Raw genomic sequence first — 26890 nt, forward strand, 5'->3', positions numbered from 1 at the left:
AGTAGGTTAGTTTTATTGTGCTTTTAATATATTAATTTCTTGAAGAAAAGAAGGCAAGTTCTTAATCTTATAATCAATATATGGTTTATCGGCATCTTTTTTTGCAAATACTTCATCATTCTCAAGCCAACAAGTTTTCATTCCTAAATTTTTCGCTTGTTCTAAATTATGAGCAATATCTTCGATTAATATTGATTTTGTTGGATCAAGCTCAAATTTTTCTATTATCTTTTTATAAGGTTCAATTTTTGGTTTTGGAATAAAATTAGCATCAACAATATCAAACGCTCCATCAAACAAACCATCTATACCTAGTTGTTTAGTTACATTTTCAACATGAGCGTGAGAACCATTAGTAAAAATATATTTCTTTTCTTTTATTTTAATTAATTCTTCTCTTAATATCTCATCTTTAGGAAGCCAGCTAATATCAATATCATGAACAAATTCCAAAAATTCATGTGGATCAATTTTATCGTGACTCATTAATCCAGATAATGTCGTTCCATATTCATAGAAGTATTTTTTTTGAATTTCTCTTGCTTTAATTAAATCAACATTAAATTTCTTTGAAATAAAAGAAGACATCTTTTTATCAACTTCAGAAAAAACTTTTGTTTGTCCAGAATACAAAGTATTATCTAGGTCGAATAGCCAGTATTTAGTATCAATTAAATTTTTCATTCTCTAATTAAAGTTCCTGAACCTTTATCAGATAATAGTTCAAAAAGGAGTGAGTGATTTTTTCTTCCATCAATTATTACAACTGCCTTAACTCCATTACTTGCAACATCTAGACAATTCTTAATTTTAGGTATCATTCCACCAGAAATTACTTCTTGATCAATTAATTCATTAGCTTTTTTAGAATTAATTTCAGGGATTAGTTTTTTTTCACTGTCTAATACGCCCTCAACATCACTAATAATCATTAATCTTCTAGCTTTTAGTTCAATTGCAATTGATCCTGCAGTAGTATCTGCATTTATATTAAAGGTCTGATTATCTTTATCCACACCTAAGGGTGCAATGACTGGTACTTCGTTTGCTTTTATTATTTCAGTTAAGAACTCTTTGTTAATCCCAGTAGGCTTTCCCACAAATCCAAGATCTTTATCTTCTTGCTCAACAGTAATTATATTATTTTCTTTTGAGGTAATTCTTTTTGCTTTGCAGTCTAACTCATTTAAAGCTTCAACAATCTCTTTATTAAATTCAATTAATACATCCTTAACTATGTTGATCGTATCTTTATCAGTAACTCTTAGTCCGTTAATAAAATTGCTTTTAATATTAACTTCTGAAAGTTTATTATTAATTCTTTTTCCACCTCCATGAACAATTATAGGATTGAAACCAAGTTTTTTTAAAACGACTACATCTTCAATAAAAACTTTAAATAATTTTGGATCAACTAAAACACTGCCACCACACTTAATGATAATAAATTCATCATTATATTTTTCTAAATATTTTTTTACTTCTTCAACTGTTGGGCCATCTTTGGGTAGGATATTTATTAATTCTTCTTCTCTTAACGATGACATTTATGTTGTTTTGATAGTCATTTTTCTTTGAACAATATATTGTTGTATCATTGTGAAGATGTTGTTGAAGCTCCAGTAGATAACAAGACCTGCAGGAAATGGTGCAAGAATTACAGTTAAAAATACTGGAAAGAACATAAATATTTTAGCCTGTATAGGATCTGGTGGTGTTGGGTTAAGCTTTTGCTGTATCCACATTGTGATACCCATAATAATAGGCCACGCACCTATTAATAAGAAAGAAGGTGGATCCCAAGGAATTAAACCAAAAACATTGAATAAAGATGTTGGATCTCTATCACTTAAGTCATGTATCCATCCATAAAATGGCATGTGTCTCATTTCAATGGTTACAAATAATACTTTATATAGCGCAAAGAAAACTGGAATTTGAACTAGGATAGGCAGACAACCGCTCATAGGATTAACTTTTTCTTTTTTATAAAGAGCCATCATTGCTTGTTGTAATTTCATTTTGTCATCCTTGTGCAATTCTTTCAGACGAGCCATTTCAGGTGCTAATAACTTCATTTTACCCATAGACTTAAAACTAAAGTTGGCAAGAGGAAAGAAAGCCAATCTAATGCAAATAGTGACAGCAATAATTGCTAAACCGTAATTACCAAGCAATTTAAAGAAGTAATCTAATACAAAGAATAAAGGTTTTGTGATGAAATACATAAAACCCCAATCAATCGCTAGATCAAATTTGTTGATATTTAAATTTTCAGCATAACCATCAATGACGTTTACTCTTTTAGCAGCAACTATAATTTGAATTTTTTCTTCAATGGAACTGTTTGCTTTAACTTCAATACCTTTGGTAGATATGTAATTTGCTCTGAATTTATTTTTATAGTCAAAAGTTGTTTTAAACTCTTTACCCTTTGGTGGTATAACTGATGTAACCCAAAACTTGTCTGAAATAGCAACAAATCCATCTTGTGCGATTTGAGTAAATTTTTTATCCTGGATATCGTCGTAATCTTCCTCAATTAATTCATCATCAAGTACAGATAAAAACCCTTCATGCAAAATATAAAAGCCAGATATCTCTGGTATCTCATTTCTAATTATTTGCCCATAGGAGTAAAAATTATAAGATTTATCTGATGAGTTAATTATTTTTTCTTTTACAGTAAATAAAAATTGATCATCTAGACTTATATGTTTTTCAAATGTAATCCCTTGAGTATTACTCCATGTTAGCTTTACAGGATTATTATTAGTTAATTTGTTATTTCCTGAAACTTCCCAGACGGTAGAAGCATCAGGTATATCTATATTTTTATTAGTGCTTACAAAGCCACTTTCAATTAAATAACCATCTTCAACATTTCTTGGGCTTAATAAGGTTATTTTTTCATTTCTATTAAGTTCAATATTGTACTCTTTAAAAGTCAGATCATCTATCGCCGCACCCTTTAAAGAAATTGACCCAACAACACTTCCATTTTCAAATTGAATTCTATCATTTTCTTTTAAAGCATCTGCTCTTGAAAGTTTTGAAAAATTTTCATTTTTATCTAAGCTTGGAGTGTCTTCATTATTTTCAATTTTATTTTGTTCAGCTAGATTTTTTTTAATAGTTGCAGGGTCAGGCTGAAAAAAAAGAGAGTATAAAATAATTACCGCTGCTGATAAGGATATTGCTGCGATTACGTTTCTAGTATCCATTATTTCTTAGCCTTGAATTCTTTATTTACTGGATCAAATCCTTCACCACCACCCAATATCTTAATAGGATGACATGAAAATATTCTTTTAGTACTTTTTGAGATTGCCTTAACAAGCCCATATGTTCTTAAACATTCAATTGTATATTCTGAGCAAGTTGGAAGATATCTGCACGAAGGAGTTAAGTAGGGGCTAATAACCATTTTATAAAATTTGATCAGGCCAATTAAAATGTTTGATATAATATTCATTACTTAATCTTTTCTATGTCTTGGAATAAAGTATCTTTTATTATCGCATATTCATTGTTTAGCATAGTTATTTTCGCAATCACAAGGTAAGAATAATTAAAGTTTATTGACAATTTTTTTACCGCTTCGTTTATTATATTTCTTAATCTTCTTTTAACTTTATTTCTCTTTACAGCACCACGGATTAGTTTTTTTTTAGCGACAAAGCTAATATTTAGTTTTCTATTATCTTTATCTACAAGAGGACCAAAAAAAAGAGTTATATATTTATTTGAGATTTTTTTTTTCTTAAGTAAATTTTTGAAATCTTCGTTTTTAGAAAGAGCAACAATTTTGCTTTTCATTTATTTTGAACTATTTACCCTGAGGTTTTTTTTGAGTAGATGACACTGTAAGGTTTTTACGTCCCTTATCACGTCTTCTCTTAATAAGTTTCTTCCCACCTTTAGTTGCCATCTTTGATCTGAAGCCATGCTTCTTAAGACGTTTTCCAACTTTAGGCTGATATGTTCTTTTCATAGGATTTATTTAAGTTTTTTTAAATTTCGCCCTTTATAGTAATTATATGTATAAATAGCAAATAGAAGATTTTATAATACGACCAATAAATTATGGAAAAATCAAAAAAAGTTAAGATAACTTTAGGTTTATTTTATCTTCTAGTTGTTTCATCATTTTTATACTTTTTTTTATCAAAATTCACCCTCGAAGAATTAACAAGCTATGAATTTATTAAAAACAATAGAGATTATTTTTTTGAATTAAAACAAACTAATTTATTTTTAATCTCTTTAATATTTTTAATAGCCACAATTATTTGGGTTGTGATGGCTGGATTTGGTTTGCCAGTTGCACTCTTAGCAGGGTTTATTTTTGGCAAGTGGCTTGGAACGATTATTCTAATAATTGGAATGACTATTGGTGCAACAATTTTATACATCATTGGAAATTATTTTTTTAAAGAAATTATTAAAGAAAAGTTTTTAAATAGATTTAAAAATTTAGAAGTAAAATTTAAAAAATCAGAATTTATTTATCTTTTAGCTTATAGATTTATTGGAGGCATTCCTTTTGCATTATCAAATGTGTTACCTTGTATTTTTAATGTTAAGACAAGTAATTTCTTTTGGGCAACATTAATAGGATTAACTCCACCACTATTTTTAGTTGTTTCAATTGGAAGTGGACTTGAAAAAATCATAGAACAAAACTTAGAAGCTCCTAGAATCATTGATTTGATATATTCACCAGATATCTACATCCCAATGATTGCTTTTGGAGCTTTATTAGTAGTTGCAATTGTTGCTAGAAAAATATTCTACAAAAAATAATCTGGTGCCCCCACCAAGAATCGAACTTGAAATTTATCCTTACCATGGACATGTTATGCCATTTAACTATAGGGGCTAATTTGTTATTTTATTGAAGTATTTCTATAATAAATCATTTTTTCAAAAAATTGCCTTAATTTTTTTCATATAATGATTTATATCTACGGAGGAAATTTTATGGGCATTCATTACGATTATAAATCTACTAAAGGCAATAAGCTTATGGAGAAGCAGGCAAAGAGAGAAAAAAAGCTTGCTGAAAAAAAAGCAAAACGTGAAGCTAAAGAGGGACCAAAAGTTCAAGAAGAACCAGAGAAAACTTTAGATGCATCAAAGCCTATCACTTTAGATTTTTTAACTAATCCAGACAAATAATGAATGATAAAGAAAAAAATGAGAAGTTAAGTCTGGCTCTTAGAAAAAATTTAAAAAAAAGAAAAATTTTTCAAAAAAAAAATAAGAAGAAAAGTAAATAATGTCAGTACTTTCTGATAAATCTATAAGGAAGTTAGCAGTTGAGCAGTCAATGATTTCTCCTTTTATAGATAAGCAAGTCAGGGATGGTAAAATTTCTTATGGACTTAGTTCATTTGGCTATGATGCAAGAGTAGGAGATGAATTTAAGATATTTCATAATGTTAATTCTTCTATCGTTGACCCTAAGGAGTTTAGTTCAGATAATTTTGTAACCAAAAAAAGCTCTGATTATATTATCATTCCTCCTAATTCTTTCGCTCTTGGAACTACTATTGAAGTCTTTAAAATACCAAGAGATATTATGTGTATTGTTGTTGGTAAGAGCACATATGCAAGAACAGGAATCATAGTTAATGTAACTCCAATTGAATCTGAGTTTTTTGGAACAGTTACTCTTGAGTTTTCTAATACCACACCGCTACCTGCAAAAATTTATGCAAATGAAGGTGTTGCACAATTTTTATTTCTAAAAGGAGATCAGTCTCCTGAAACTTCATACGCTGACCGTAAAGGAAAATATATGGGTCAAACTGGAGTAACTTTACCAAAAGTATAATCATGAAAAAATTGGAAGTCTTTGGGGCAGCAAAGCTCAAGGGACAAATTAGAATTTCAGGTTCTAAAAATGCATCCCTTCCTATTTTAGCTGCAACATTATTATCAAATAAAAAGATATCTTTAGCAAACCTCCCAAGGGTAAAAGATATTGAAACAATGATACTTTTATTAAAGTCATTAGGTTCAATTATTGAAGATAATAAAAAAAAATTGATTATCAAAAATACCAAGCAAACAAAAACTTTTGCAGCTTATAGTTTGGTTAAAACTATGAGAGCAGGAATATTAGTTTTAGGACCATTACTTGCTAAATTTGGTAAAGCAAAAGTTTCATTACCTGGCGGCTGCGCAATAGGGACAAGACCTGTTGATATTCATTTACAAGCTCTATCAAAACTTGGAGTTAAATATAAAATTATCCAAGGTTATGTGCATGCTAATGCACCTAAAGGATTAATAGGAGCAAATATAAAATTTCCTAAAGTTTCAGTTGGTGCTACAGAAAATTTAATTATAGCCGCATGTTTAGCTAGAGGAAAAACAACTTTATCAAATTGTGCGATTGAACCTGAGATTAAAGATTTAGTTAATTTTTTAATTAATATGGGGTGTAATATTAAGTGGACTGCAAAGAGAACGGTTAGAATTGAAGGAGTGAACAATCTTAAAGAATTAGATTACTCAGTAATGCCGGATAGAATAGAGGCTGGAACTTATTTAATAGCTGCAGCATTAACTGAAGGAAATTTGAAAATTACTGGAATTGATCCTAAGATAATAAGTACAGAAATTAATATCTTAAAAAAAGTAGGATCAAAAATTACTTTAAAAAAAAATGAAATCCTTATTCAAGGAAGTAAAAAGATTAAAAATATAAATATTAAAACATCTCCTTATCCAGGGTTTCCAACAGATTTGCAGGCACAAATGATGGTATTATTATGTAAGGCTAATAAAAGATCTCATATTAAAGAAGAAATATTTGAAAATAGGTTTATGCACGTTGCAGAGCTTAATAGAATGGGAGCTAAAATTTCTATTAATGGAAATCAAGCAAGCATAGAAGGAAATATCAAATTTGAAGCAGCAGAATTAATGGCCACAGATCTAAGAGCCTCTGTATCTTTAATTCTTGCAGCTCTTGCAGCTAAAGGAAAATCAGTAATTAATAGAATATATCACCTTGATAGGGGCTATGAAGATATAGAGAAGAAATTAAAAAAAGTAGGGGCTAAAATTAAGAGAATTAATTAATGGATAAAAAATATTTATCAAAAATTATAGCTACAGATAATGAGGGATTACAAGTAATCTCAGCATGTTGCTCTGGAGCTGAAGTTAAAGTTAATGAAATTAAGTATCTTCAGAAAAACAAAGTTTTTCTATTATCATTAAAAAGATCTAAAGTAGAAACGGAAGAACAAGATAAAAAAATTACTAGTATTTGCAAATTTGAATTTGTAGATAGAGTTAAATCTAAAAATATTAAACAAAACGATCCTGAGGAAAAATTAGAGTTAATTGGGATGGATTATTTAAAAAATAATGACAATTATGAGATAAACTTAATGTTTACAAACAATGCATATATTACATTATCGACAGAAATAATTGAAGTAACTTTAGATGACCAAAACAAAGCTGATTAATGATTAAGATATTAGATAGTAAAAATAAAAACTTTGACAAAACTTTAGATGCATTACTGTCTAAACGAAAAAATAAAGTCCAACTTAATTCAGTTTCAGTTATTAAAATTATTAAAGATGTTAAGAAAAATGGAGATAAAGCTATTTTAAAGTATGAAAAGAGATTTAATAAAAATAGTATTATTGCCCCAAGCAAAAAACAAATTAATAGAGCTATTCAGTCTTTAGATCCAAAAGTTAAAAAGGCAATCGATCTTGCTTATGATAGAATTTATAAATTCCATTCATTACAAAAATTTAAAAACATTTCTTATACAGACAAACTAAAAAATAAATTAGAGTATAAATACGTACCTATTGAATCAGTTGCAATTTATGTACCTGGTTCAACAGCTTCATATCCTTCCAGTGTTTTAATGAATGCAGTACCTGCAATTGTTGCTGGAGTGAAAAGACTAGTTATGGTTAATCCAGGTCAAAAAGGTAAACAAAATCCTGCGGTATTATATGCTGCTAAAAAATGTAAGATTAAAGAGATTTATTCAATTGGAGGACCATCTGCTATTGCAGCTGTTGCATATGGTGCTAAGAAAATCAAAAAAGTTGACAAAATTATTGGCCCTGGAAATTCTTATGTAGCTGCAGCAAAAAAAGAAGTATTTGGAGATGTTGGAATTGAAGGAATGATTGCAGGTCCTTCTGAAGTGACAATTGTTTGTGATAAGTTTTCAAATCCTGAATGGATAGCGAGCGATCTAATAGGTCAAGCAGAACACGATAACCTTGCTCAATGTATTTTAATTTCAAAAGACAAATCAATTATTAAAAAAGTTAATTATGAAATTATCAATCAATTAAAAGAATTGCCTAGAGCAGTGATTGCAAAAAATAGTCTACTTAATAATGGAATTTTAATTCATATGCCGTCTGACCAAAAAATTATTAACACAGTAAATAAAATTGCTCCTGAGCACTTAGAGCTTAATACTAAGAACTATAAAAAGGTAGTGAGTAAGATTAAAAATGCAGGATCTATCTGTTTAGGAAAATATGCTGTAATGGCAATGACAGATTATAATGTTGGCTCTAATCATGTATTGCCAACCAATTCCTCAGCAAGATATTCAAGTGGAGTTAGTGTTAATGAATTTTATAAAAGAATTTCATATATAAACCTATCAAAAAAAGGGATTGAAACCCTTGGTCCATCAGTTATAACACTTGCAAACTACGAGGGTTTAGTGGGACACGCTAAGTCGGTAGAAAAAAGAATTAGGAGAAAATAAATTTGTCAAAACAAGAAATGCTGTCGTTCTCAGGAATTGTTGAGGATTTATTACCAAATGCAATGTTTAGAGTAAAATTAGAAAACGGCCATATTGTTACAGCTCATGCTGCAGGCAAATTGCGTAAGAACAGAATTAGAGTACTTCAAGGTGATAAGGTTCAAGTTGAAATGACACCTTACGATTTGACCAAAGGTCGTATCACTTTTAGAGGTTAATAAGGGGCCCTGTAGCTCAGTTGGTAGAGCATCGGATTGAAAATCCGTGTGTCACTGGTTCGAGTCCAGTTGGGGCCACCACCACCTCCCTTTAAAAATCCAAAAAATTATTGAAAAAATAAAAAAAATAAAATAATTTTTTATATAAATAATAAAAGGATAAGTAAAAATGAGCACACTAAAAGGAACAGTAAAGTGGTTTAACGGTAAAAAAGGTTTTGGCTTTATTGAAAGAGAAGATAAAGAAAAAGATGCATTCGTTCACGCATCAGCAGTAAAAACTGCAGGTATGCGTTTTTTAAACGAAGGTGATAAACTAGAATTTGAGATGGAGGATGGCCCGAAAGGCCCTTCAGCTGTAAATTTAAAAAAAATAGACTAGTTCTTAAACTTCAAAAATCTAAAAGGGCGTTTAATCCTTAAAAATAAGGTTAACGTCCTTTTATATTTAGGTGTTGAAAATTATTCTTAATTGTCTAAAAGACTGATCATGATTATAAATATTACATACAGAGAGACTTCAAGAAGTACTCACAGACTTTGTTTCCATAGCCTTTAGGCTATTTATTTATAATATAATTTTAAATCCACACAAAAATAATATAAACACAAGGAATGCCTGGGTGGTGTAACGGTTAGCACGAAAGTTTGTGGAACTTTAAGTTTGAGTTCGATTCTCAGCCCGGGTACCAAAAAGATGAATAAAGAAAATAAACTAATTCCTGGGTTACCCTCAGGATTTGAAGATCGATGGGGCAAAAAATTAATTCTCAAGAAAAAGTTAATTAATACTATTGAAGCTAATTTTGTAAAATTTGGTTTTGGTGCTCTTGAAACGCCTTCATTTGAAATTTCAGAGAACATAGGATCATTTCTTGCAGATGATGATAGTAATCCTATGTCTGACGTATTCTCATTCAAAGATGGGGAGAAAAATATTACACTTAGATATGATTTATCAAGTCCACTAGCTAGATTTGTTGCTCAAAATAATCAGGAATTACCCTTACCTTATAAAAGATATCAAATGGGTGATGTATGGAGAAACGAAAAAGCAGGCAATGCTCGCTATAGAAGCTTTTTACAATGTGATGCAGATATCGTTGGTAACGTTAATCCAGCTCAAGCCAATGCCGAACTTTGTAATTTAATTGCAAGTACACTTCTTGCTTGTGGTTTAAAAAAAGATCAGTTCGTTATTAACATTAGTAATAGAAAAATTGTTCAAGGTTTAATTGAAGAGCTTAAAATATCCGATGATAAGAAGATAAAGGTTATGAGAGCAATAGATAAATTAGATAAGCCTGGCTTTGGTTTAAGAGGAGTTGAAGATTTATTAAAAGAAGAAAGAGTAGATGTAAGTGGAGCTGTTACAAAGGGTGCTAACTTAACAGATGATCAGGCTTCACAAATAATTAACTTCCTGAAAGTAAAAGATTTAAAAGAATTAAAAGAAAATTTAAAAAACCCTTTATCCCAAGAAGGAATTAAAGAACTAGAAGAATTATTAGGAATAGTAAGTTATGGAGATTATTTAGATCAAATAAAGACAAATTTTACAATTGTTAGAGGTCTTGCTTATTATGACGGATTTTGTGTTGAAACAAATTTAAAATTTAAGACAACAAATAACAAAGGTAAAGAAGTTGATATAGGAAGTATTTGTTCAGGTGGACAATATAACAAATTAATTTCAAGATTTAAGGGAGTTGATATTCCTGGAACTGGAATGAGTATTGGTGTTGACCGATTATTATTTGCTATGATGCAACTTGATCAAATTGAAGTTGATGAGAAAAAACCAGTCATTATTTGTGTAATGGATGAAAAGTATTTAAAAAATTATTATGAAATTTTAAAAGTTTTAAGAGACAATAATATTAACTCTGAAATATTTTTAGATAGTAAAAAAAATCTAGGCAAACAATTAACATATGCTAATAAAAAACAATGCCCGATAGCTGTTATTTGTGGTGAAAATGAATTTAAAGATAATACGATTACTTTAAAAAACCTTTTAGGAGTTAAAGGTGAAAACAATCAGTTAACGTTCCCAAAAGAAAATTTAATTAATGAAATCAAAAAATTTATCTGAAAAAATTCTTAGATCGGTTAAATCTAAAGGATTTAAATATATTGATTTACCTTCAGTAATTGAGGCCAATCATATCGTTCAACGATCTGGGGAAAATTTTAGAAAGTTTATTTTTTCATTTACTGATCAAAATGGTAGTGAGCTTTGTCTAAGACCAGATCTTACAATAGCATCATGTTTAAGATACCTAGAAAACAATCTTAAAGGAAAAGAGAAAATATTTTATAGCGGTCAGGCTTATAGAAAATCAAATAATAAAAAAGATTCTATTATTAGAGATCAAGTTGGCTTTGAGATTATTGGTTCTAAAGATGAAAAAAAAGATGATAAAGAAATTATTAATACAGCCCTAAAATCTTTATCTAATTTACAATATTCATCAGGGACTTTAAAAATTGGTAACGTTGAGATTTTCAATTTATTAATTTCAAAACTAGATATCCCAAAAAGATGGAAGTTAAGGCTTTCAAGACACTTTTGGAGAGAAGTATACTTCAATGATTTATTAAAAAGATTAGAGACAAATTCTGATGTAGACCCAACAATTGTTGAGGTTGATAAAAAGAGATATCAAAAAATGCTAAAAGATAAACAGCAAACAGTAGTTGCTGGACGATCAATTGAAGAGATTTTAAAGAGATTTGATAACAAGATTAAAGATCCAAGAAGAGCTAGTAGAGGTAAAAACGTTTCAAAAATTATTAAAGAGTTTTTAAAAATTAACTGTCCAATAGGACAAGCTGCTGAAAAACTTAATATCTTTTTTAAAAAAAATAAAATTAATTTAGTTGTGGATCAAAAATATTTCCCAACTTCATTAAATAAAATTCAAAAATTAAATGTAGAGTTCTCAGCGTCTTTTGGGCGTCAATTAGAATATTATACAGGTATGGTCTTTAAAATTGATATTAAATCTAAATCTAAAAATATTAACATCATTAATGGTGGACGTTACGACAAACTAATTTCAGACCTCGGATCAAAAAAACAAGTTCCAGCAGTAGGAGCTGCTTTAAATTTAAATTACTAATGATAAAAAATATTATTAATATCGGAATTCCAAGTAAAGGTAGATTGAGAGCTGATATCTTAAAGATATTTAAAAAAAATAAACTAAATTTAATCTCAGAAAGAGGTGAAAGAGATTTATTAGGATCTATTAAAAACTTGAAAAATGTTAAGGTATTATATCTTCATGCAAGAGAGATAGTTGAAAGACTTGGAGATGGTTCATTAGATCTTGGCTTTTCTGGATTTGATTTATTAAAAGAAAGTGAAGTAAATATTCAAAAAAAGATAAGTGTTGTTAAGAATTATGGTTTTGGTAAAGCAACATTGGTTGTGGCTATCCCAGATCCTTGGATTGATGTTCAAACAGTTGCTGATTTAGAAGAAATTGCTTTTGAATTTAAAGATAAAAAGAAAAAAAGATTAAGAGTGGCAACAAAATATCCGAAGTTAACAAGGGAGTTTTTGTTTTCAAAAGGAGTTACTCAATTTAAATTAGTTAGTAGTTTAGGTGCAACTGAAGCGTATCCTTTTACAGAATCATCTGAAATTATAACTGATATTACTTCGTCTGGTGAAACTCTAAGAGCAAATAATCTTCGAATTCTTAAAGATGGTGAAATTTTAAAGTCAGAAGCCTGCATGATGACTTCAAAACCCTCTTTAAAAAATGGTTTGGTTAAAAAACTAGTTAAGTTACTTTCGAAGTAAAGTATCTTTTACGTAAATTAAAATAATCCTAATAATATCAAGGTTTCTAAGTACTGCATAAGCTGCAACAATAGCTCCTATAATAAGTAGTATTTTTAGTATTAAGATTAATTCCATAAAGACAGTTTTAAATAATTACATATATAAATCAAATTTTTACTATAAAATATCTCCTAGAATCATGGACATAATTTTATTAACCGTATTAGTCTTGTTATTAGGAGTTGCTTTAGCAATCCTTTATCTAAACTTAAGGTCTAAGCCAAAAGATGATAGTGAAAATAAGGAAGCTGAAGAGATGGCCAATTTAAAGACAGAAATTACTTCATTAAAAGATACTTTAAATACTACTATTAATACTTCACTTGGTTCAATGTCGACTTCATTTAACAATTTATCAACGGGGGTAACTAAAGATATGACAGAGGCCCTAACAAAAGTTGATGAAAAAGTTGGAAATTTTAATCAACAAGTTCAAATATTAAATAGAAGCCAAGAAGGTATAACAAAAATTTTAGCTGGAGTTAAAAAATATGGAACTCTTGCAGAGTTTTCATTAGATGCTCTAATCAAAGACTTATTACCTGCCTCTCAATTCATGACTAACGTTAAGATGAAAGAAGATACAGGTGAAAATGTTGAATTTGCAATCAAACTTCAGGGTGATGTAATGGTGCCTGTAGACTCACATTTTCCAGTAGAAAAATTTAAAGCAATTACTGATGGCTATGATGCTGATGATAAAAAAGCTGTTGCAGATGCAAGAGCAAAATTAGCTACTGCATTTAAAGCAAAAGCTAAAAGTGTTAATGAAAAATATATTGTTCCACCAAAAACTACAGACTTTGCAATAGTTTATGCACCAACTGAAAGTTTATACAAAGAATTAACTGAATACCAAGATCCAACTACTAAAGAATTATTAACTCAAGAATTAATGAAAAAACATAAAGTTGTAATCTGTGGTCCAAATACTCTTTCTGCTTATTTGCAATCATTACACATGGGCTTTCAATCTTTAAAAGTTCAAAAAGGTGCAACAGAAATCTACGATCATTTAAAAACAATTAGCTCAAGATTTGGAAAACATTTTGAAAATATAGTTGCTCTTAGAAAAAAATTAGAAGAAGCAATGATTGTTGTTGATAAGTTTGGAACAGATGCAAGATCGATTAGCAGAAGCCTAGAAAATATTAAAGATCCTGAACGAGTTGATAAAGCCGTTCAAACAGAAAATGTAGAAAAATTTGTTGACCATTCAAAACAAGCAAAAAATTAATTTCTTTTTTTCTTCAATACCGCTTATAACAAACTATATGCAGTGGAATAATAAATTTACTTATCCAAAATCTATGAGATCAATGGTGAGTGGTTCAAGGATGTATGCTGTAAATCAAGAAAAGCTTCCTTCAGTAACTTCCATATTACAAGCAACACAAAGTGAAGAAAAAAAAGCATCCCTTGCAAATTGGAAGGCAAGAGTGGGAGCTGCTGAAGCAAATAGAATTAAAAATGATGCTTCAAGCAGAGGCACATCAATGCATTCTCATTTAGAAAAATATTTATTAGGTCAATTAAATTTAGAGCTATTAGAAGAAGAGGCTAGCAAATCTAAAAAAATGGCAGACGAAATTATCGAACAAGGTATTAAAGGAAAATTGTCAGAAATTTATGGTACTGAAGCAACATTGTATTATCCTGGAAAATACGCAGGTACATGTGATGCAGTCGGTGTGTATGAAGGGCAAGAAACTATCATTGATTTTAAACAATCCAATAAACCAAAAAAAGAAGAGTGGATTGAGGACTATTATCTTCAATTAGGGGCATATTCATTAGCTCATAACGTTGTCCATAATTCAAAAATAACCCAAGGAATTGTTTTACTTTGCACTGTAGATAATTTATTCCAAGACTTTAGAATTCAAGGTGAAAAACTAGAAGAATACCAAAACAAGTTTTTAGAAAAAGTAGAACAATACTATCATCAACGGAATATGAACTAATATGAATTTAGCAATATGGGACATTGAGTCAAGTAGTGCCAATACTTCATGGGGAAGTATTATTGAAGTAGGTGGTATTTTAGTTGACCCTAATTTTAAAGAATTAGATCGTTTTAATTTTAGATGTAGATTACCAGAAGGAGAGGTTCCTCAAGCAATGGCTTTGATAGTTAACAAAACTAGTGTTGATTTATTAACTAAAGGAAATTTAAGTCATTACCAAATGTTATCTCAGTTAGAAGCAACATTTAAAAAATGGAGCCCAGCAATATTCATGGGTTGGTCAAACATTGGCTTTGATGATGAGATGATAAGAAACGAATTCTTTAGAGGAATTAGATATCCTTATATCACCAATGCAACACCGAACAAAAGACATGATGGTTTAAACATTGCAAGAGGTGCCCATGCAGTTGATGAGAGTGTTATAAAAACTGAAACAAATGCAAAAGGTAATGCGGTCATGAAACTAGAATCGTTAGCTAGAATGAATGGCTTTGAATCAAGTGGAGCTCACTCAGCTTTATTTGATGCAGAACTAACTGTTAAAGTTTTAGGATTAATTAAAAAAAATCAACCTCAGACTTGGGATACATTTTTAAGAACAGCAAATAAGAGTGATACTGAGACGATATTTAAAACTGAAAAAATGTTTACATTAGCAGAATATCATTTTGGTAAAAATTATAGATTTGTAGTTGCACCACTTCACCCAAAACATTGTATTCACCCAATCTATCAATGGGGCCAAGCTTTTGATCTTAAAATTGATCCGATCCCATTATTTGATATGTCAATTTCTGAACTTAAAAGTGCTATTAAAAAATTAAAGTTTTTAAGAACTATACGATCAAATAAAGCTCCTATAATTTTAGACGCAAGTTATGGACTACAAGTTGAACCATATAGTAATCTTGATCCCGATCTAATTAAAGAGCGTGCAAAATTAGTAAACAGTAATGAGAGATTTTCTCAAAATGTTTTAACCGCATTACGAGAAACAGCTGAAGAAAAAGCACAATTCGACTCACAAGTTGATTTACTGGCAGAAGAGACAATTTATAAAAAATTTACTCCTCAAAAAGACACAGCTTTATTTCCAAAATGGCATGCAGCTTCTTGGAAAGATAAATTAATATTATTAGATAAATTTGAGGATGAGAGAATGGTAAGCTTTGGAAAAAAGATAATATATCAAGAATCACCTGAGACACTTCCTCCTGATATGTTTAAGACCATTAAACGTGGAATAGCCGAAAGAATATTAAGTGATGAAAAAGAAAAATGGTGGACATGCAAAGAATTTTATTTTGAGTGTGATAATTTAAGAGATAGATATACCAACGAAAAAGATGAGAAAAAGCTCAAGTTTTTAGACGAAATTAATGAGTTCGTTGAAGGTATTCAAAAAAAATACGAACAAGCATAATAAGTCTTTGTTAATTAACTAAAAAAATCCTTTTTTACATATTGAATAAATCTAATAAGAATTTATATATGAAATATGCTTATTGATTTTAAAGATGAAGAATTTGAAACAAAAATTAAGAATGAAGATATCTCTGTAGTTCAATTTTCTGCAGAATGGTGTGCTCCGTGCAAGAGCCTTAAACCCATCATGGATAAGTTTTCAGATAGCTACAAAGATAAAGCAAACTTTTATTATGCTGACATAGAAAATGGTGGAATTAACACAGGTTCAGCTGCTGGTGTAAGAGGTGTACCAACTGTTATTGTTTACAAAAAAGGTGTTGAAGTAGACAGAAAAGTTGGTGGAGTTGCTGAGAGTCAAATGAAGGAATTTCTAGATAAGCATATCTAGTTTAAGTTTAAAACTTCTCCCGCAAGATACAAAGACCCTGTAATTAAAATAATATCATTTTCTTGAAGATCAATTGAGCTAATTGCTTCCTCAATAGAATTTTTATAATTAATATTTTCAAAATTTTTAATTTTCCCTTTAAGTTCACTTCCCTTAATAGCATTGGGTTGATTTGGAATGTCAATTGTTGTTAATGATTTAATATCTTTAAAGTAACTCATATATTCATTGTGGTCTTTGTTGGCCATCATTCCTAAAATAATATGTTTGTTACAATTTAGACTTTGAAGATATTCATTTAATACCTTTGCACCAAGTGGATTATGAGATCCATCAACAAATAATAAATTATTACTAGTTAAATCTTTTAATTTTCCAGATTTTAACTCTTGTAGTCGTGCAATACTTTCTATTTTAGTAATACCACTCTTAATATGTTCATCAGTTATTTTATATTCTGTTAATTGTCTAGCAGTTGCAATTGCCGTAGAGACATTTTCTAATTGAAATTCTCCAGGCAAATTAGGTTTTGGAAGTTTAAGAGCACCAAATTCATCCTCAAAATAAAAAAAATCATTTTCTTTTAATGTAAAATTATAATTTTTATTAAAGATTATTTTTTTAGAAGTATTGTCTTTAATTGTATTTTCAATACTTTTGCTTATTTCATTTGAACTTTGTTTTGCAACTACGATTTTAGAGTTTAACAAAGTGGATGTTTTCTCAAATATTATTTTTTCAACTGTTTGCTCTTCTTTTGGAAGCCAGTCTAAGTGATCCAGACCAATAGCTGTTACAATACTAGCTAAGTTTTTTTTTAAAATATTGGTTGCATCAAATCTATGAAATAGACCTGACTCAATTAAGTTAATGTTTTCAGGGTATTTCTTTGCATAATGAAAATAAGCAACCGTTAAAATTTCAAAGAAAGTGATTTGTGTTTGATTATTAGCTTCTTCTACTTCAGAAAAAAGATTGGCTAATTCATCATCTGTTAGAGGCTTATTGTTAAAGACAAATCTCTCATTAATTTTTTGAATGTGAGGACTGGTATAAATATTACATTTATAATCAGCCTCTTTTAAAATTGCATAAAGTGCCTGGATAGTTGAAAATTTTCCGTTCGTGCCAACAATAGAAATGCAGTTAATTTGATCTTGAGGATTGCCTAATTTTTCTAAAAGATTTTTAGTTCGATCTAGACTTAGATCAATCTCTTTAGGATGCAGCTTTTGTAAGCGCTCTACTATCTTCTGAAGTTTCATTTTCTGATGAATTTATAGCAGAATTTTTCTTTAACAATATTGATAATAATGATCCAATTTTTTCTCTTAAGTCTTTTCTCTCTACAATTAAATCTACAAAGCCAGTTTTTTCTACATACTCACTTCTTTGAAAGCCTTCTGGTAACTCTTCTCTTACAGTGCCTTGAATTACTCTTGCTCCTGCAAAAGCTATAAGAGCTCCTGGTTCTGCTAAGTGCAGATCACCTAACATTGCATATGACGCTGTAATACCACCAGCAGTTGGATCAGTTAGAACAACAATATAGGGTAAATTATTTTTCTTTAGTTCGTTAATTGCAAGTGTCGTCCTTGTCATTTGACTTAAAGATATAAGACTTTCCATCATTCTCATTCCGCCACCAGAAGTAAACACTACAAAGGGTTGTTCATTTTCTATTGCATGTTGAATTCCGTATAAAAAAGCTTCACCTTCTGCAGCACCAATTGAGCCACCTACAAAATCAAAATCAGATGCAATTGCTGTGATTTTTAAATTTAGAATATTAGTATTAACAACCATCATTCCACAATCCATGCCAGTTTTTTTTCTAGCAGCTTTTAATCTATCTTTATAAGGTTTTGCATCATTCCAATTTAAAGGGTCATCTTGAGGAATTGGAGTTTTTAAAACTTCATAATTATTTTTGCCAAATATAATGTCAAATCTCTGACGTGGGCTTATTCTGTGGTGTTTGTTACAAGATGGGCAAACCCATAAGTTTTCTTCTAAATCTTTTTTTAAGATTGGCCCCTTACAACATGAGGTCCAGTCACTATTAGCTATCTCTGTTTTGGTTGCACGTGCTTTAATGATGGTTTTAATCTTTTCACCAAATCTTAAAGTTTTTTTAATCCAATTCATGCTATTTTTTTTCTTAACTTTAACACAATATTAGTTACATTTGTGACAGGATTTTGGCGTTTTTTAATAGAATTTGATATTTCTTTACATAAAGCACTGCCAACCACTAATCCATCAGCCTTTCTTAAAGATGCTATGGTTTTTTCTGTGATCCCAAAGCCTATTACAATATTCTTATTCTTGTTAAGTTTTTTAATCTTACGGTAACGCTCTAAAATTTTTTTAGGTGAAACCTTTAGCTTGCCACCAGTTGTTGAGAGCATACTGATATAATAGACCATATCATGTGAGTCTCTTATAATCTTTTTCATTCTGTCTAGAGACGTAGTAGGAGACACTAATTGAATAAAACTAATATCTTTTTTCTTACATTTTTTTGCAAATTCTTTATTTTCTGGATAAGGAAGGTCAACAACAATTAATCCATCTACTCCTACTTTTTTACAAATATTTATAAAGTTATTATCTCCATATTGATAAATCATATTATAATAACCCATCAATATTACGGGTTTTGATTGTTTTGATTTTTTAAAATTTTTAACTATTGAAAAAACATCTTTAATTTTGATACCATTTTTTAAAGCTCTATAAGCGCTTGATTGAATCTGTCCACCATCTGCAATTGGAGTGTTATGAGGAAATCCTATTTCACAAATGTCAGCATATTTTGCAATTGATTTTAATATCTCAAGAGATTTCTTTTTAGTACTATCTCCAGCTACCGTGTAAGTTAGTAATGCAGGTCTCTTTTCAGTTTTTACTTTTTTAAATGCTAAGTTGATTAATGACATCTTAGTTAATTTTTCCCAATCTTTCTTTTAAAATATCACGATCCTTTTTGGCATCACCACAAGAATTAACAATAATGATAGTATCTTTGTTTAATTTTGGAGCAATTTTTATAGCTTCAGCAAAAGCATGACTAGGTTCAAGACTTGGGTTTATTTTTTCAAGTTTTGTAACTAGTTTGTATGCATTTAAAGCCGCCTCATCAGTTGCAGATGTATATCTTGCTCTTTTAGTATCTTTTAAGAAGCAGTGAATAGGGGATACCCCAGGATAATCTAATCCAGCAGAAATAGAAGCGGTATCATTAATTTGTCCTTCACTATTTTGACAAACATAAGCTGCAGCTCCATGTAATATTCCAAGTTTAGCTCCATTAGTTAGAGGTGCTGCATGTAGTTTTGAACTTTTTGGTCCACCAGCTTCAACACCAATTAATTCAATCTGCTTTTTGTCATAATCAATAAACTCACTCCAAAACCCATAAGCTGAACTTCCACCTCCAACACAATTAATGAGTTTAATTTTTTTAGGCATCTTTTTAAATTCTGACTGAATTTGAATTTTCAATTCTCTTGAAATTTGAGCTGTACTCCAGCCACAAATTTTAACAAATATATTAGGGCCTACTGTTGATCCAACACACATATGGGTGTTATCGCAATTTGAAACCCAATAACGCATGCATTCACTGACAGCATCTACTAATGTTTGGCTTCCTGAATAAACGGGTACAACTTCTGCACCATTCTTTTTCATTGCATCTACATTAGGCTTTTGTCTTTTAATATCCTTTGCACCCATGAATATTTTGCATTTAAGGCCAAATTTTTTAGCAGCCATACTCAGCATCTTTCCAGCATACCCTGCACCCGTATCACCAACGACATATTTTTTCCCTGCCTTTTTAGCAATAAGGCAATGAACTGTTGCATTATAAATTTTATGAGCTCCTCCGTTCGCCTCAGACACCATTTTGGCATATATTTGAGCTCCACTTAAGTGATCTGATAGGTTTTGAAGTTTAATAAATGAAGTAGGAGAGCCTATATAATTCTTAAAATAATAGTCTCTTTCTTTAAGAAATTTTTTATCGTATCTAAGTTTTTCAAAAAGTTCAGTTAAATCCTCAATGGGCTTTTTTAAAGTTTCAGGTATAAAATTTCCACCAAATTTACCACCCCAAAATCCATTTTTGTTGTGCTGATCAATTAAAGGAATTTTTTTTTTAAGTTTCATTGTTAATTAATTTAATTTTATTTAAAAAAATATTTATTTTTGAAACATCTTTTAATCCAGATGTTTCTAGACCTCCAGAAATATCTATAATGTCTGCAATTTCTTTATAATTTTCAAGGTTATCTTCAATCTGAATATTCCCAGCAAGCATCAATTCTTTATTAATTTTAATATTTTTAATTAATTGATGATCAAAGGACATGCTTTTTTCATAACCTTTACTGTCGAATAATATTATATCTGCAAGCTCATTATATTCTAAATATTTAACTGTGTCATTTTGATCTTTTACAGTTATCGCAACGATAATTTTCTTATTATATTTTTCTTTAACTGATTTAACTTCAGTAGGTGTACAATCATAAAGTTGATAATAATCGAATGGTAAATCCTTTATTTTTTCTAATATATCTTCATTAGGTTTAACTAATACAGCAACATATTCTGATTTTTTTTTATCAACTTTTAATAGCTTTTTAAGCTTGTTGTGTTCAACAAATCTTTTTGATTTAGGCCAATTACAAATAAACCCTATCATCTTAGGTGGAGTAGGATGGGAAGTTAAAAATTCTAAAGTTTTAGAGTCGGAGATCCCACAAATCTTGCAGGGTTGGATCATTGATTTAAGTGATTAATTAATCTTTTAATATTGTTTTTGATATTACCCTTTATTAATGACCTTCCCATTACAATACCAGAAACTTTATTTTTAAAAGCATCATTAGGAGTCATTACTCTAGATTGATCATTTGCATCATCTCCAGGTAGCCTTATTCCTGGCGTAACAATAAATAAATTTTTGTATTTTTTCCTAACTATTTTTGCTTCTTGTGCAGAACACACAATTCCAGCTGCACCTGATTTTTTTATAAGACCAGCTTGTTTTAATACTAACTGCTCTACGGTCTTGGTGTGACCAATTTCTTCAAGAGATTTTTTGTTAAGGCTTGTTAAAATTGTAACTCCTAATACTTTTAAATTTTTGTTAATTGATTTAGCTTTTTTTGTAATAGCTTTAAGCATTTCAAGGCCACCGCTTACATGAACTGTAATATACTTACATCTCTTTAAATCTTTTAAACTATCCATTGCAGATAAAGCAGTTTGTGGAATATCATTTATTTTTAAATCTAAGAAATAATCTCTCTTAAAATTTTGAAGAAAAGCTCTCCCACTTTTTGAATAAAAGAACTGTAAGCCAAATTTTGGAATTATTTGAAGTTTATTAGTTTTCGTATCGCTAATTATTTTTTGTATTTCTTTTAAGCTTGATGTATCACAAGCAACAAAGATATTTTTATTCATCATTGTTTAATTTTTTAAACATTTCCTTAGACATTTTAAAGTGAATTGTTTTTTTTTCAGGTGTATTCACTTTCTCTCCCGTTTTGGGATTTCTTGATATTCTTGCTTTTTGAATATTAGTAGAGAACATTCCAAAACCTCTTAATTCAACACGATCTCCTCGTTTAAGGGCCTGCTTTATTTCAGTAAGAATAATATCAGTAAACTTTTCTAGGTCTTTTTTTAAAAAATTTGGGTAGTTATTAGCGAGTTGTTTTAGAAGCTTTGATTTTACAATAGCCAATTTTTATTCGTCTTCTTTTTTCTTTTTCTCTAAATCATCAGATAATGATGAGAAAGGTAAGTTTTTACCACTTGCTTCAGAACCATAAGTATCTAGTGCAACTTTACGCTCAATTTCTTCTAAAAGTTTAATACTTAATGTTGCTTTTCTTTTATCTATATCTAACTCTTGAATAGCACAGTCAATTCTTTCTCCACCTGTAAATCTAGCAGGTCTTGCATCAGCAGCATTAATAGCTATTGCAGATTTTTTAATAATGAAGTCCATTTCACAGCCTTCAGGTCTTACAACAAGACCTTTGTTGTCAGTTGAAATAATCTTAACAGTGATAGTTTGTTTAACTTTTTTATCATTAAACCAATCAAAAGGGTCTGGTTGAGTTTGACGTAAGCCAACTCTAACTTTTTGTTCTGCTGCTTTTACTTCTAATACTTTAACTTTTAATTTATCTCCAATTTTATATTTAGCTAATTCTTCTTCACCATTATTTAGGTAAGTTAAATCATTACAATGCAAGAAAGCATCAATATCTAAGCCATCAACTTTTAAGAAAATAGAATATTCATTTTTACTTGCAACTTCACCCTCAACCTCAGATCCAATTGGGTAAGTTTTTTCAAATGTTTCAAAAGGGTTATCAGTTGTTAAACGGTGAGATATTGCCACTCTTCTTTTTTCTTTATCAATTTCAGTGATTACACAATCAATTTCATCTCCAACTTTAAACATTTTTTTTGCAGAAATATTTTTTTTAGTCCAACTTAATTCACTTGAGTGCAATAAAGTTGATAATCCTTTTTCAAGCTCACAAAAAGCTCCAAAGTCCATAAGCTTAACTACTTTTACTTTATAGATTTTGTTTAGTTCATAATTTGAAATGTTTTCAAAAGGGTCTGGTGTAAGCTGTTTTACTGAACAACCAACCTGAAGCTTTTCAAGATCAACACTGATTACTTTAAGGTCATGTTTCTCACCGATTGTAAAAACTTCATCAGGGTGATTAACTCTTGAATAAGAAATTTCTTGTAAGTGAACTAAAACATCAAGCTCACCATTAACACTAAAAAAACAACCAAATGAACTGTAGCCTTTTACTTCAGCACCTTTAATTATATCTCCAACTTTGAATTTTTCGACAATTTTAATTTTATCTTCTTTTTTAAATGAAGAGATTATTTCTCTTCTAGAAACACATGCGTTCCCTCTAACTTTATCTAATTTTATTAGAGCAAATTTTTGAGGCTCATTCATTAAATGACTAATGTCTTTTAATGGTTTATCTGAAATTTGAGATCCAGGTAAAAACATTAAAGAACCAGTATCGATGTGTTCAACTATACATCCACCTTTAACACGTCCAGTAATTTTACCCATGATAGGTTCATTTTTTTCATACGCTTCAACAAGTTTGTCCCAACCTTGAATTTTTTGAGCTTTTGAAGCTGATACTAGTACTTCACCTTTTTTATCTTCTAACCTTTCAAGAAGAACAGAAATTTTTTCACCCACTTTTGCTTTATCAAGCATACCCATGCTTTTTAATTCATTAATATCCAAGATAGGCTCTGATTTTAAACCAGGTACTTCAAGAAATACAAAGTTATCAGTAACTTTGTTTACTACACCAGTAATAATTTTTCCTTCTTCAAGATTTGCTGTTTTAGTAAACTGTGAATTTAGTAATTGTTCGAATTCTTTAGAGGCAGGGTTTGAAAGGTCTTTATAAATTTCCATTAAGCTTTTAGTTTCCTATCCATAATTTGTTTAATTTTTAAAAAGCATGATCTTTTAGTTAAATTCGTGGTATTAATCAAGACCGAATCTCGAGTTCTGATAAGAGGTGAAACTTTTCTATTATAGTCACTTTTGTCACGGTTTTTGATACTTTTTAGGACTTCATTAAAAGATATTTTCTTATTTAGTCCTTTTAACTCTTTATACCTTCTTAAAGCTCTAGTCTTAGTATTTGCTGTTATAAAAAATTTAAAATCAGCATCAGGAATTATCTTATAAGTTATGTCTCTTCCATCTAAACAAGATCCATTATACTTTTTGGGAGGATGATAAGCGCTTTTAATTTGAAATGCATGAACAAGTTTTCTAATTTTTTTATCTTTTGATATAATTGATGCCATTGTTCCAACTTCATCCGATAATAATTTTTTATTTTGCAAATCTTTCATAGTTAATTTGAGCATCTTTTTTTTTATTAAACTATGACTATACTTATTTGGTTGAGTAAGTTTAATATTTGCAATTAATCTATAAATTTTTCCAGTATCTAAATAAAATAAGTTAAAATGTTTAGAAATTAATTTTGCTTGAGTGCCAGCACCAGCAGCAGCAGGTGAGTCTATAGCGATTTTAATTTTTTTTTTAAGCTTCATAATGATGAATGATTTATATTTTTAATTATCTTCAAAAAAGATGGAAAGGAAGTGTTTATAGAATCTTTATTGTAGATTTTCCATTTTCCACCAAAGGTTAAAGCAGCAATTGTACTCATCATAAAAACTCTATGATCCTTTAGATAGTTTTTAACAGTTATTGGTTTTTTTATTTCTAAATCAGGTTGTCCATAAATCTTAATAGAATCATTTGTTAAATCTGTTTTTATACCCATCATATTTAAAATTTTAGAACCCCAAATTAATCTTGGACTTTCTTTTTGGTTTAATTCTGAAAGGTCTTTAAAATAAGAAACACCTTTTGCTTTTGCTGCAATTAAAAAAATAACCAAAAATTCATCAATGGCACTACTATTTAATTCTATTGGGCAATTAATAGCTTTAAGTTTTTTTGAACTTTTTGTTAAAATATCAGAAATTTTCTCTCCTCTATAATTTTTTTGGTTTTTAAGTATTATTTTGGCTCCCATTTTTTTTAAGATTGTAATAACTCCCACTCTAGAAGGATTAATATTTACATTCTTAATTAAAAGTTTTGAATTATCAGCAAGCGTTGTTAGTACCATAAAAAAAGCACTGGAACTTATGTCTCCTGGAATTTGATAATTGAAGGCACTAATTTTTTTTGGTTTTTTAATATCTATAAAATCAAATTTTTTAGCTTTTCTTACTTTGATTGGAATTTTTAAATATTTAAAAAGTAACTCTGTGTGATTCCTTGACTTTTTTGCTTTAATAGAAGTTGTTCCTGATGCATTTAGTGCTGCAAACATTACGCTACTTTTGCATTGAGCTGAACCTTTGTTCTCTAAATATTTAATACCTTTTGCTGATTGTGTGCCAAGAATTGTTAAAGGCAGTTTATTCTTTATTTTATAAGAAAATTTAACCCCAAATTTTCTTAGAGGTGTGGTCACTCTTGAAAAATCTCTTTTAGATAAACTTTTGTCACCAATTATTTTTATTTTTTTAGGAGATTTAATTAAAAGACCTAAAATTAATCTACCAAGTGTCCCGGAATTTTTAGCATCTATTGTTAAGTTTTTATTGTATTTAAAGCCATTAATTCCATTACCGACTATTTCGCAGTAATTTTTTTGTATCCGCACTTTTATGCCAAGTTTTTTGATGCTATCAATTGCAGCTAATACATCTTCTGACATTAAAAGGTTGTAACCTTTTGATTTTCCAATTGCTTGGGAGGCTAAAAGGACCCACCTTATACTTAAACTTTTATCACCACTAACTTCTATTTCTTTTTTGAATGAATTAATTTTTTTTTTAATTACAAGTATTTTTGCCATTTTAATTAAATTTAAAGGCGTTGCCAAAATAGGCATTTTTTGCTTCAATATTATTAACTAAATCGCTGGGTGAGCCGTGAGCCACAATTTTACAATTGGACAAAATCAAAGCAATATCTACACAGGACAGTAAATCTCTTGCTTGATGATCACAGATACAGATTGTTATATTGTTTTCTGTTTGTAAGTTAACTATAATTTCTTGGAGCATTTTAATTGTAAGAACATCTAATGCTGCAAAACATTCATCAAGCAATAAAATTTCGGGATCACTTAATAAAGCTAATGCAATCACTAGTTTTTTTTTTTGACCACCAGACAAATATTTTGCTTTAGTGTCTCTAATGGCATCAAGCTCAAATTTAGCAATTAATTGATCAATTTTATTTTTAATCAATTCTTTTTTTAATATTACTATTTCAGCAATTGCTTTTAAATTTTCTAATAATGTAAGATCACCAAAATATCCTCCATACTGAGGAACATAGCCAATCTTAAATTTTGTAGTCCTTAAATATATTGGGTAGTCATTAACAACAGTACCTTTAAAATTAATTTTGCCATAGTCTGGCTTAATTAAACCTGTAATTAAATTAAAAATAGTTGATTTTCCAACTCCATTAGGTCCCAACATTCCAAGAATTTGTCCATGATTTATTTTGAAGCTCACGTTATCTAAAATTTTTCTATTTCCAAATGATAAAGATATATTATCCAGTGATATTATAGGATGGGGATTTTTAAATGATTTAATTCTAAATTTTTTTATAAGAGCCAT

General features: G+C 29.5%; 32 protein-coding genes and 3 tRNA genes. 17 read left to right on the top strand and 18 right to left on the bottom strand.

The features are described 5' to 3' along the window. Nucleotides 1-12 precede the first annotated feature (12 nt). From AC5SLT_RS00320 to rpmH, 6 genes are read right to left on the bottom strand one after another with little or no spacing between them, the layout of a single operon-like run. Nucleotides 13-684 (bottom strand): pyrimidine 5'-nucleotidase, encoded by a 672-nt coding sequence (locus tag AC5SLT_RS00320; RefSeq protein ID WP_006997440.1) that lies wholly within the window; start codon nt 682-684, stop codon nt 13-15. Further along, nucleotides 681-1547: an acetylglutamate kinase gene (gene argB / locus AC5SLT_RS00325; RefSeq protein ID WP_006997439.1), complete on the bottom strand. Its 867-nt coding sequence runs from the start codon at nt 1545-1547 to the stop codon at nt 681-683. Before argB ends, AC5SLT_RS00320 begins: the two co-directional genes overlap by 4 nt. Then, nucleotides 1548-3224, bottom strand: a complete 1677-nt coding sequence (gene yidC / locus AC5SLT_RS00330; protein WP_006997438.1) for a membrane protein insertase YidC — start codon at nt 3222-3224, stop codon at nt 1548-1550. It abuts the gene before it with no gap. Further along, on the bottom strand, nt 3224-3475 hold the full coding sequence (gene yidD / locus AC5SLT_RS00335) for a membrane protein insertion efficiency factor YidD (RefSeq protein ID WP_006997437.1): 252 nt from the start codon (nt 3473-3475) through the stop codon (nt 3224-3226). The genes yidC and yidD overlap by 1 nt, the downstream gene beginning before the upstream one ends. Next, nucleotides 3475-3819, bottom strand: a complete 345-nt coding sequence (gene rnpA, locus AC5SLT_RS00340; RefSeq protein WP_006997436.1) for a ribonuclease P protein component — start codon at nt 3817-3819, stop codon at nt 3475-3477. Before rnpA ends, yidD begins: the two co-directional genes overlap by 1 nt. Nucleotides 3820-3829: 10 nt before the next feature. Continuing rightward, nucleotides 3830-3994: a 50S ribosomal protein L34 gene (gene rpmH / locus AC5SLT_RS00345; protein WP_006997435.1), complete on the bottom strand. Its 165-nt coding sequence runs from the start codon at nt 3992-3994 to the stop codon at nt 3830-3832. 92 nt (nt 3995-4086) lie between these two features. On the opposite strand from rpmH, the gene AC5SLT_RS00350 reads away from it, so the two are divergent. Next, nucleotides 4087-4806, top strand: coding sequence for a TVP38/TMEM64 family protein (locus tag AC5SLT_RS00350; RefSeq protein WP_006997434.1), 720 nt, complete (start codon nt 4087-4089; stop codon nt 4804-4806). 2 nt (nt 4807-4808) lie between these two features. Here the strand turns inward: AC5SLT_RS00350 and AC5SLT_RS00355 are convergent. Then, nucleotides 4809-4882: transfer RNA gene (locus AC5SLT_RS00355), tRNA-Thr, on the bottom strand. Nucleotides 4883-4983: 101 nt separating this feature from the next. Between AC5SLT_RS00355 and AC5SLT_RS00360 the strand changes: the two genes are divergently transcribed. From AC5SLT_RS00360 to AC5SLT_RS00435, 16 genes are all read left to right on the top strand, one after another. After that, nucleotides 4984-5181 (top strand): hypothetical protein, encoded by a 198-nt coding sequence (locus tag AC5SLT_RS00360; RefSeq protein ID WP_006997433.1) that lies wholly within the window; start codon nt 4984-4986, stop codon nt 5179-5181. A gap of 100 nt (nt 5182-5281) precedes the next feature. After that, a complete protein-coding gene (gene dcd, locus AC5SLT_RS00365) occupies nt 5282-5839 on the top strand; it encodes a dCTP deaminase (RefSeq protein WP_006997431.1) in 558 nt (185 codons plus the stop codon). A 2-nt stretch (nt 5840-5841) separates the two neighbouring features. Further along, entirely contained in the window at nt 5842-7095 is a 1254-nt protein-coding gene (gene murA, locus AC5SLT_RS00370) for a UDP-N-acetylglucosamine 1-carboxyvinyltransferase (RefSeq protein ID WP_494591968.1), read from the top strand. Continuing rightward, the gene (locus tag AC5SLT_RS00375; RefSeq protein ID WP_006997429.1) at nt 7095-7490 is read left to right on the top strand and encodes a DUF2948 family protein; all 396 of its coding nucleotides are present in this window, start codon (nt 7095-7097) and stop codon (nt 7488-7490) included. Before murA ends, AC5SLT_RS00375 begins: the two co-directional genes overlap by 1 nt. Beyond that, nucleotides 7490-8776 carry a histidinol dehydrogenase gene (gene hisD, locus AC5SLT_RS00380; RefSeq protein WP_494591970.1) on the top strand — a complete coding sequence of 429 codons (1287 nt, stop codon included), beginning with the start codon at nt 7490-7492 and terminating at the stop codon, nt 8774-8776. Before AC5SLT_RS00375 ends, hisD begins: the two co-directional genes overlap by 1 nt. A gap of 2 nt (nt 8777-8778) precedes the next feature. Next, complete coding sequence (gene infA / locus AC5SLT_RS00385; protein ID WP_006997427.1) at nt 8779-8994, top strand: translation initiation factor IF-1; 216 nt, start codon at nt 8779-8781, stop codon at nt 8992-8994. 5 nt (nt 8995-8999) lie between these two features. Beyond that, a tRNA-Phe gene (locus tag AC5SLT_RS00390) sits at nt 9000-9075 on the top strand. A gap of 88 nt (nt 9076-9163) precedes the next feature. Next, nucleotides 9164-9376 carry a cold-shock protein gene (locus AC5SLT_RS00395; RefSeq protein ID WP_006997426.1) on the top strand — a complete coding sequence of 71 codons (213 nt, stop codon included), beginning with the start codon at nt 9164-9166 and terminating at the stop codon, nt 9374-9376. Between the two features lie 235 nt (nt 9377-9611). Beyond that, nucleotides 9612-9686: transfer RNA gene (locus AC5SLT_RS00400), tRNA-His, on the top strand. Nucleotides 9687-9691: 5 nt separating this feature from the next. After that, entirely contained in the window at nt 9692-11089 is a 1398-nt protein-coding gene (gene hisS, locus AC5SLT_RS00405; protein WP_006997425.1) for a histidine--tRNA ligase, read from the top strand. After that, a complete protein-coding gene (locus AC5SLT_RS00410; protein ID WP_006997424.1) occupies nt 11067-12119 on the top strand; it encodes an ATP phosphoribosyltransferase regulatory subunit in 1053 nt (350 codons plus the stop codon). Before hisS ends, AC5SLT_RS00410 begins: the two co-directional genes overlap by 23 nt. Further along, a complete protein-coding gene (gene hisG / locus AC5SLT_RS00415) occupies nt 12119-12808 on the top strand; it encodes an ATP phosphoribosyltransferase (RefSeq protein WP_494591972.1) in 690 nt (229 codons plus the stop codon). The genes AC5SLT_RS00410 and hisG overlap by 1 nt, the downstream gene beginning before the upstream one ends. Before the next feature lie 181 nt (nt 12809-12989). Continuing rightward, nucleotides 12990-14087, top strand: a complete 1098-nt coding sequence (locus tag AC5SLT_RS00420; RefSeq protein ID WP_006997422.1) for a DNA recombination protein RmuC — start codon at nt 12990-12992, stop codon at nt 14085-14087. 37 nt (nt 14088-14124) lie between these two features. Next, nucleotides 14125-14814, top strand: a complete 690-nt coding sequence (locus AC5SLT_RS00425) for a hypothetical protein (RefSeq protein WP_027306781.1) — start codon at nt 14125-14127, stop codon at nt 14812-14814. A 1-nt stretch (nt 14815) separates the two neighbouring features. Continuing rightward, nucleotides 14816-16243, top strand: coding sequence for an exonuclease domain-containing protein (locus AC5SLT_RS00430; protein ID WP_006997420.1), 1428 nt, complete (start codon nt 14816-14818; stop codon nt 16241-16243). Nucleotides 16244-16318: 75 nt separating this feature from the next. Continuing rightward, nucleotides 16319-16636: a thioredoxin family protein gene (locus AC5SLT_RS00435; RefSeq protein WP_271627032.1), complete on the top strand. Its 318-nt coding sequence runs from the start codon at nt 16319-16321 to the stop codon at nt 16634-16636. On the opposite strand, the gene AC5SLT_RS00440 is transcribed toward AC5SLT_RS00435, so the two are convergent. Genes AC5SLT_RS00440 through AC5SLT_RS00490 form a run of 11 tightly spaced genes read right to left on the bottom strand, consistent with a single transcriptional unit; the run spans nt 16633 to nt 26890 of the window. Beyond that, nucleotides 16633-17901, bottom strand: a complete 1269-nt coding sequence (locus AC5SLT_RS00440) for a bifunctional folylpolyglutamate synthase/dihydrofolate synthase (protein ID WP_271616307.1) — start codon at nt 17899-17901, stop codon at nt 16633-16635. The two genes, AC5SLT_RS00435 and AC5SLT_RS00440, sit on opposite strands and share 4 nt — an antisense overlap. Beyond that, nucleotides 17855-18784, bottom strand: a complete 930-nt coding sequence (locus tag AC5SLT_RS00445; protein WP_011281746.1) for an acetyl-CoA carboxylase carboxyl transferase subunit beta — start codon at nt 18782-18784, stop codon at nt 17855-17857. Before AC5SLT_RS00445 ends, AC5SLT_RS00440 begins: the two co-directional genes overlap by 47 nt. Continuing rightward, nucleotides 18781-19578 (bottom strand): tryptophan synthase subunit alpha, encoded by a 798-nt coding sequence (gene trpA / locus AC5SLT_RS00450; protein ID WP_027306778.1) that lies wholly within the window; start codon nt 19576-19578, stop codon nt 18781-18783. The genes AC5SLT_RS00445 and trpA overlap by 4 nt, the downstream gene beginning before the upstream one ends. Before the next feature lies 1 nt (nt 19579). Then, nucleotides 19580-20812 carry a tryptophan synthase subunit beta gene (gene trpB / locus AC5SLT_RS00455; RefSeq protein WP_494591975.1) on the bottom strand — a complete coding sequence of 411 codons (1233 nt, stop codon included), beginning with the start codon at nt 20810-20812 and terminating at the stop codon, nt 19580-19582. Next, nucleotides 20802-21431: a phosphoribosylanthranilate isomerase gene (locus AC5SLT_RS00460; protein ID WP_027306777.1), complete on the bottom strand. Its 630-nt coding sequence runs from the start codon at nt 21429-21431 to the stop codon at nt 20802-20804. Before AC5SLT_RS00460 ends, trpB begins: the two co-directional genes overlap by 11 nt. Beyond that, nucleotides 21428-22120, bottom strand: a complete 693-nt coding sequence (gene pyrF / locus AC5SLT_RS00465) for an orotidine-5'-phosphate decarboxylase (RefSeq protein ID WP_027306776.1) — start codon at nt 22118-22120, stop codon at nt 21428-21430. Before pyrF ends, AC5SLT_RS00460 begins: the two co-directional genes overlap by 4 nt. Next, nucleotides 22110-22400 (bottom strand): HU family DNA-binding protein, encoded by a 291-nt coding sequence (locus AC5SLT_RS00470; protein ID WP_006997412.1) that lies wholly within the window; start codon nt 22398-22400, stop codon nt 22110-22112. The genes pyrF and AC5SLT_RS00470 overlap by 11 nt, the downstream gene beginning before the upstream one ends. A gap of 3 nt (nt 22401-22403) precedes the next feature. Then, nucleotides 22404-24134: a S1 RNA-binding domain-containing protein gene (locus AC5SLT_RS00475; RefSeq protein ID WP_006997411.1), complete on the bottom strand. Its 1731-nt coding sequence runs from the start codon at nt 24132-24134 to the stop codon at nt 22404-22406. Beyond that, the gene (locus AC5SLT_RS00480; protein WP_494591977.1) at nt 24134-24787 is read right to left on the bottom strand and encodes a (d)CMP kinase; all 654 of its coding nucleotides are present in this window, start codon (nt 24785-24787) and stop codon (nt 24134-24136) included. The genes AC5SLT_RS00475 and AC5SLT_RS00480 overlap by 1 nt, the downstream gene beginning before the upstream one ends. Beyond that, on the bottom strand, nt 24784-26148 hold the full coding sequence (gene aroA, locus AC5SLT_RS00485; RefSeq protein WP_494591979.1) for a 3-phosphoshikimate 1-carboxyvinyltransferase: 1365 nt from the start codon (nt 26146-26148) through the stop codon (nt 24784-24786). The genes AC5SLT_RS00480 and aroA overlap by 4 nt, the downstream gene beginning before the upstream one ends. After that, nucleotides 26114-26890 (bottom strand): ATP-binding cassette domain-containing protein, encoded by a 777-nt coding sequence (locus AC5SLT_RS00490; protein ID WP_494591981.1) that lies wholly within the window; start codon nt 26888-26890, stop codon nt 26114-26116. The genes aroA and AC5SLT_RS00490 overlap by 35 nt, the downstream gene beginning before the upstream one ends.

The organism is Candidatus Pelagibacter sp. PS_11, from assembly GCF_059417975.1.

Excerpts from the sequence above, each read along its gene's own strand:
- AC5SLT_RS00320 (WP_006997440.1), bottom strand. The coding sequence starts at position 684 with ATGAAAAATTTAATTGATACTAAATACTGGCTATTCGACCTAGATAAT.
- argB (WP_006997439.1), bottom strand. The coding sequence starts at position 1,547 with ATGTCATCGTTAAGAGAAGAAGAATTAATAAATATCCTACCCAAAGAT.
- yidC (WP_006997438.1), bottom strand. The coding sequence starts at position 3,224 with ATGGATACTAGAAACGTAATCGCAGCAATATCCTTATCAGCAGCGGTA.
- yidD (WP_006997437.1), bottom strand. The coding sequence starts at position 3,475 with ATGAATATTATATCAAACATTTTAATTGGCCTGATCAAATTTTATAAA.
- rnpA (WP_006997436.1), bottom strand. The coding sequence starts at position 3,819 with ATGAAAAGCAAAATTGTTGCTCTTTCTAAAAACGAAGATTTCAAAAAT.
- rpmH (WP_006997435.1), bottom strand. The coding sequence starts at position 3,994 with ATGAAAAGAACATATCAGCCTAAAGTTGGAAAACGTCTTAAGAAGCAT.
- AC5SLT_RS00350 (WP_006997434.1), top strand. The coding sequence starts at position 4,087 with ATGGAAAAATCAAAAAAAGTTAAGATAACTTTAGGTTTATTTTATCTT.
- AC5SLT_RS00360 (WP_006997433.1), top strand. The coding sequence starts at position 4,984 with ATGGGCATTCATTACGATTATAAATCTACTAAAGGCAATAAGCTTATG.
- dcd (WP_006997431.1), top strand. The coding sequence starts at position 5,282 with ATGTCAGTACTTTCTGATAAATCTATAAGGAAGTTAGCAGTTGAGCAG.
- murA (WP_494591968.1), top strand. The coding sequence starts at position 5,842 with ATGAAAAAATTGGAAGTCTTTGGGGCAGCAAAGCTCAAGGGACAAATT.
- AC5SLT_RS00375 (WP_006997429.1), top strand. The coding sequence starts at position 7,095 with ATGGATAAAAAATATTTATCAAAAATTATAGCTACAGATAATGAGGGA.
- hisD (WP_494591970.1), top strand. The coding sequence starts at position 7,490 with ATGATTAAGATATTAGATAGTAAAAATAAAAACTTTGACAAAACTTTA.
- AC5SLT_RS00395 (WP_006997426.1), top strand. The coding sequence starts at position 9,164 with ATGAGCACACTAAAAGGAACAGTAAAGTGGTTTAACGGTAAAAAAGGT.
- hisS (WP_006997425.1), top strand. The coding sequence starts at position 9,692 with ATGAATAAAGAAAATAAACTAATTCCTGGGTTACCCTCAGGATTTGAA.
- AC5SLT_RS00410 (WP_006997424.1), top strand. The coding sequence starts at position 11,067 with ATGAAATCAAAAAATTTATCTGAAAAAATTCTTAGATCGGTTAAATCT.
- hisG (WP_494591972.1), top strand. The coding sequence starts at position 12,119 with ATGATAAAAAATATTATTAATATCGGAATTCCAAGTAAAGGTAGATTG.
- AC5SLT_RS00420 (WP_006997422.1), top strand. The coding sequence starts at position 12,990 with ATGGACATAATTTTATTAACCGTATTAGTCTTGTTATTAGGAGTTGCT.
- AC5SLT_RS00425 (WP_027306781.1), top strand. The coding sequence starts at position 14,125 with ATGCAGTGGAATAATAAATTTACTTATCCAAAATCTATGAGATCAATG.
- AC5SLT_RS00430 (WP_006997420.1), top strand. The coding sequence starts at position 14,816 with ATGAATTTAGCAATATGGGACATTGAGTCAAGTAGTGCCAATACTTCA.
- AC5SLT_RS00435 (WP_271627032.1), top strand. The coding sequence starts at position 16,319 with ATGCTTATTGATTTTAAAGATGAAGAATTTGAAACAAAAATTAAGAAT.
- AC5SLT_RS00440 (WP_271616307.1), bottom strand. The coding sequence starts at position 17,901 with ATGAAACTTCAGAAGATAGTAGAGCGCTTACAAAAGCTGCATCCTAAA.
- AC5SLT_RS00445 (WP_011281746.1), bottom strand. The coding sequence starts at position 18,784 with ATGAATTGGATTAAAAAAACTTTAAGATTTGGTGAAAAGATTAAAACC.
- trpA (WP_027306778.1), bottom strand. The coding sequence starts at position 19,578 with ATGTCATTAATCAACTTAGCATTTAAAAAAGTAAAAACTGAAAAGAGA.
- trpB (WP_494591975.1), bottom strand. The coding sequence starts at position 20,812 with ATGAAACTTAAAAAAAAAATTCCTTTAATTGATCAGCACAACAAAAAT.
- AC5SLT_RS00460 (WP_027306777.1), bottom strand. The coding sequence starts at position 21,431 with ATGATCCAACCCTGCAAGATTTGTGGGATCTCCGACTCTAAAACTTTA.
- pyrF (WP_027306776.1), bottom strand. The coding sequence starts at position 22,120 with ATGATGAATAAAAATATCTTTGTTGCTTGTGATACATCAAGCTTAAAA.
- AC5SLT_RS00475 (WP_006997411.1), bottom strand. The coding sequence starts at position 24,134 with ATGGAAATTTATAAAGACCTTTCAAACCCTGCCTCTAAAGAATTCGAA.
- AC5SLT_RS00480 (WP_494591977.1), bottom strand. The coding sequence starts at position 24,787 with ATGAAGCTTAAAAAAAAAATTAAAATCGCTATAGACTCACCTGCTGCT.
- aroA (WP_494591979.1), bottom strand. The coding sequence starts at position 26,148 with ATGCCTATTTTGGCAACGCCTTTAAATTTAATTAAAATGGCAAAAATA.
- AC5SLT_RS00490 (WP_494591981.1), bottom strand. The coding sequence starts at position 26,890 with ATGGCTCTTATAAAAAAATTTAGAATTAAATCATTTAAAAATCCCCAT.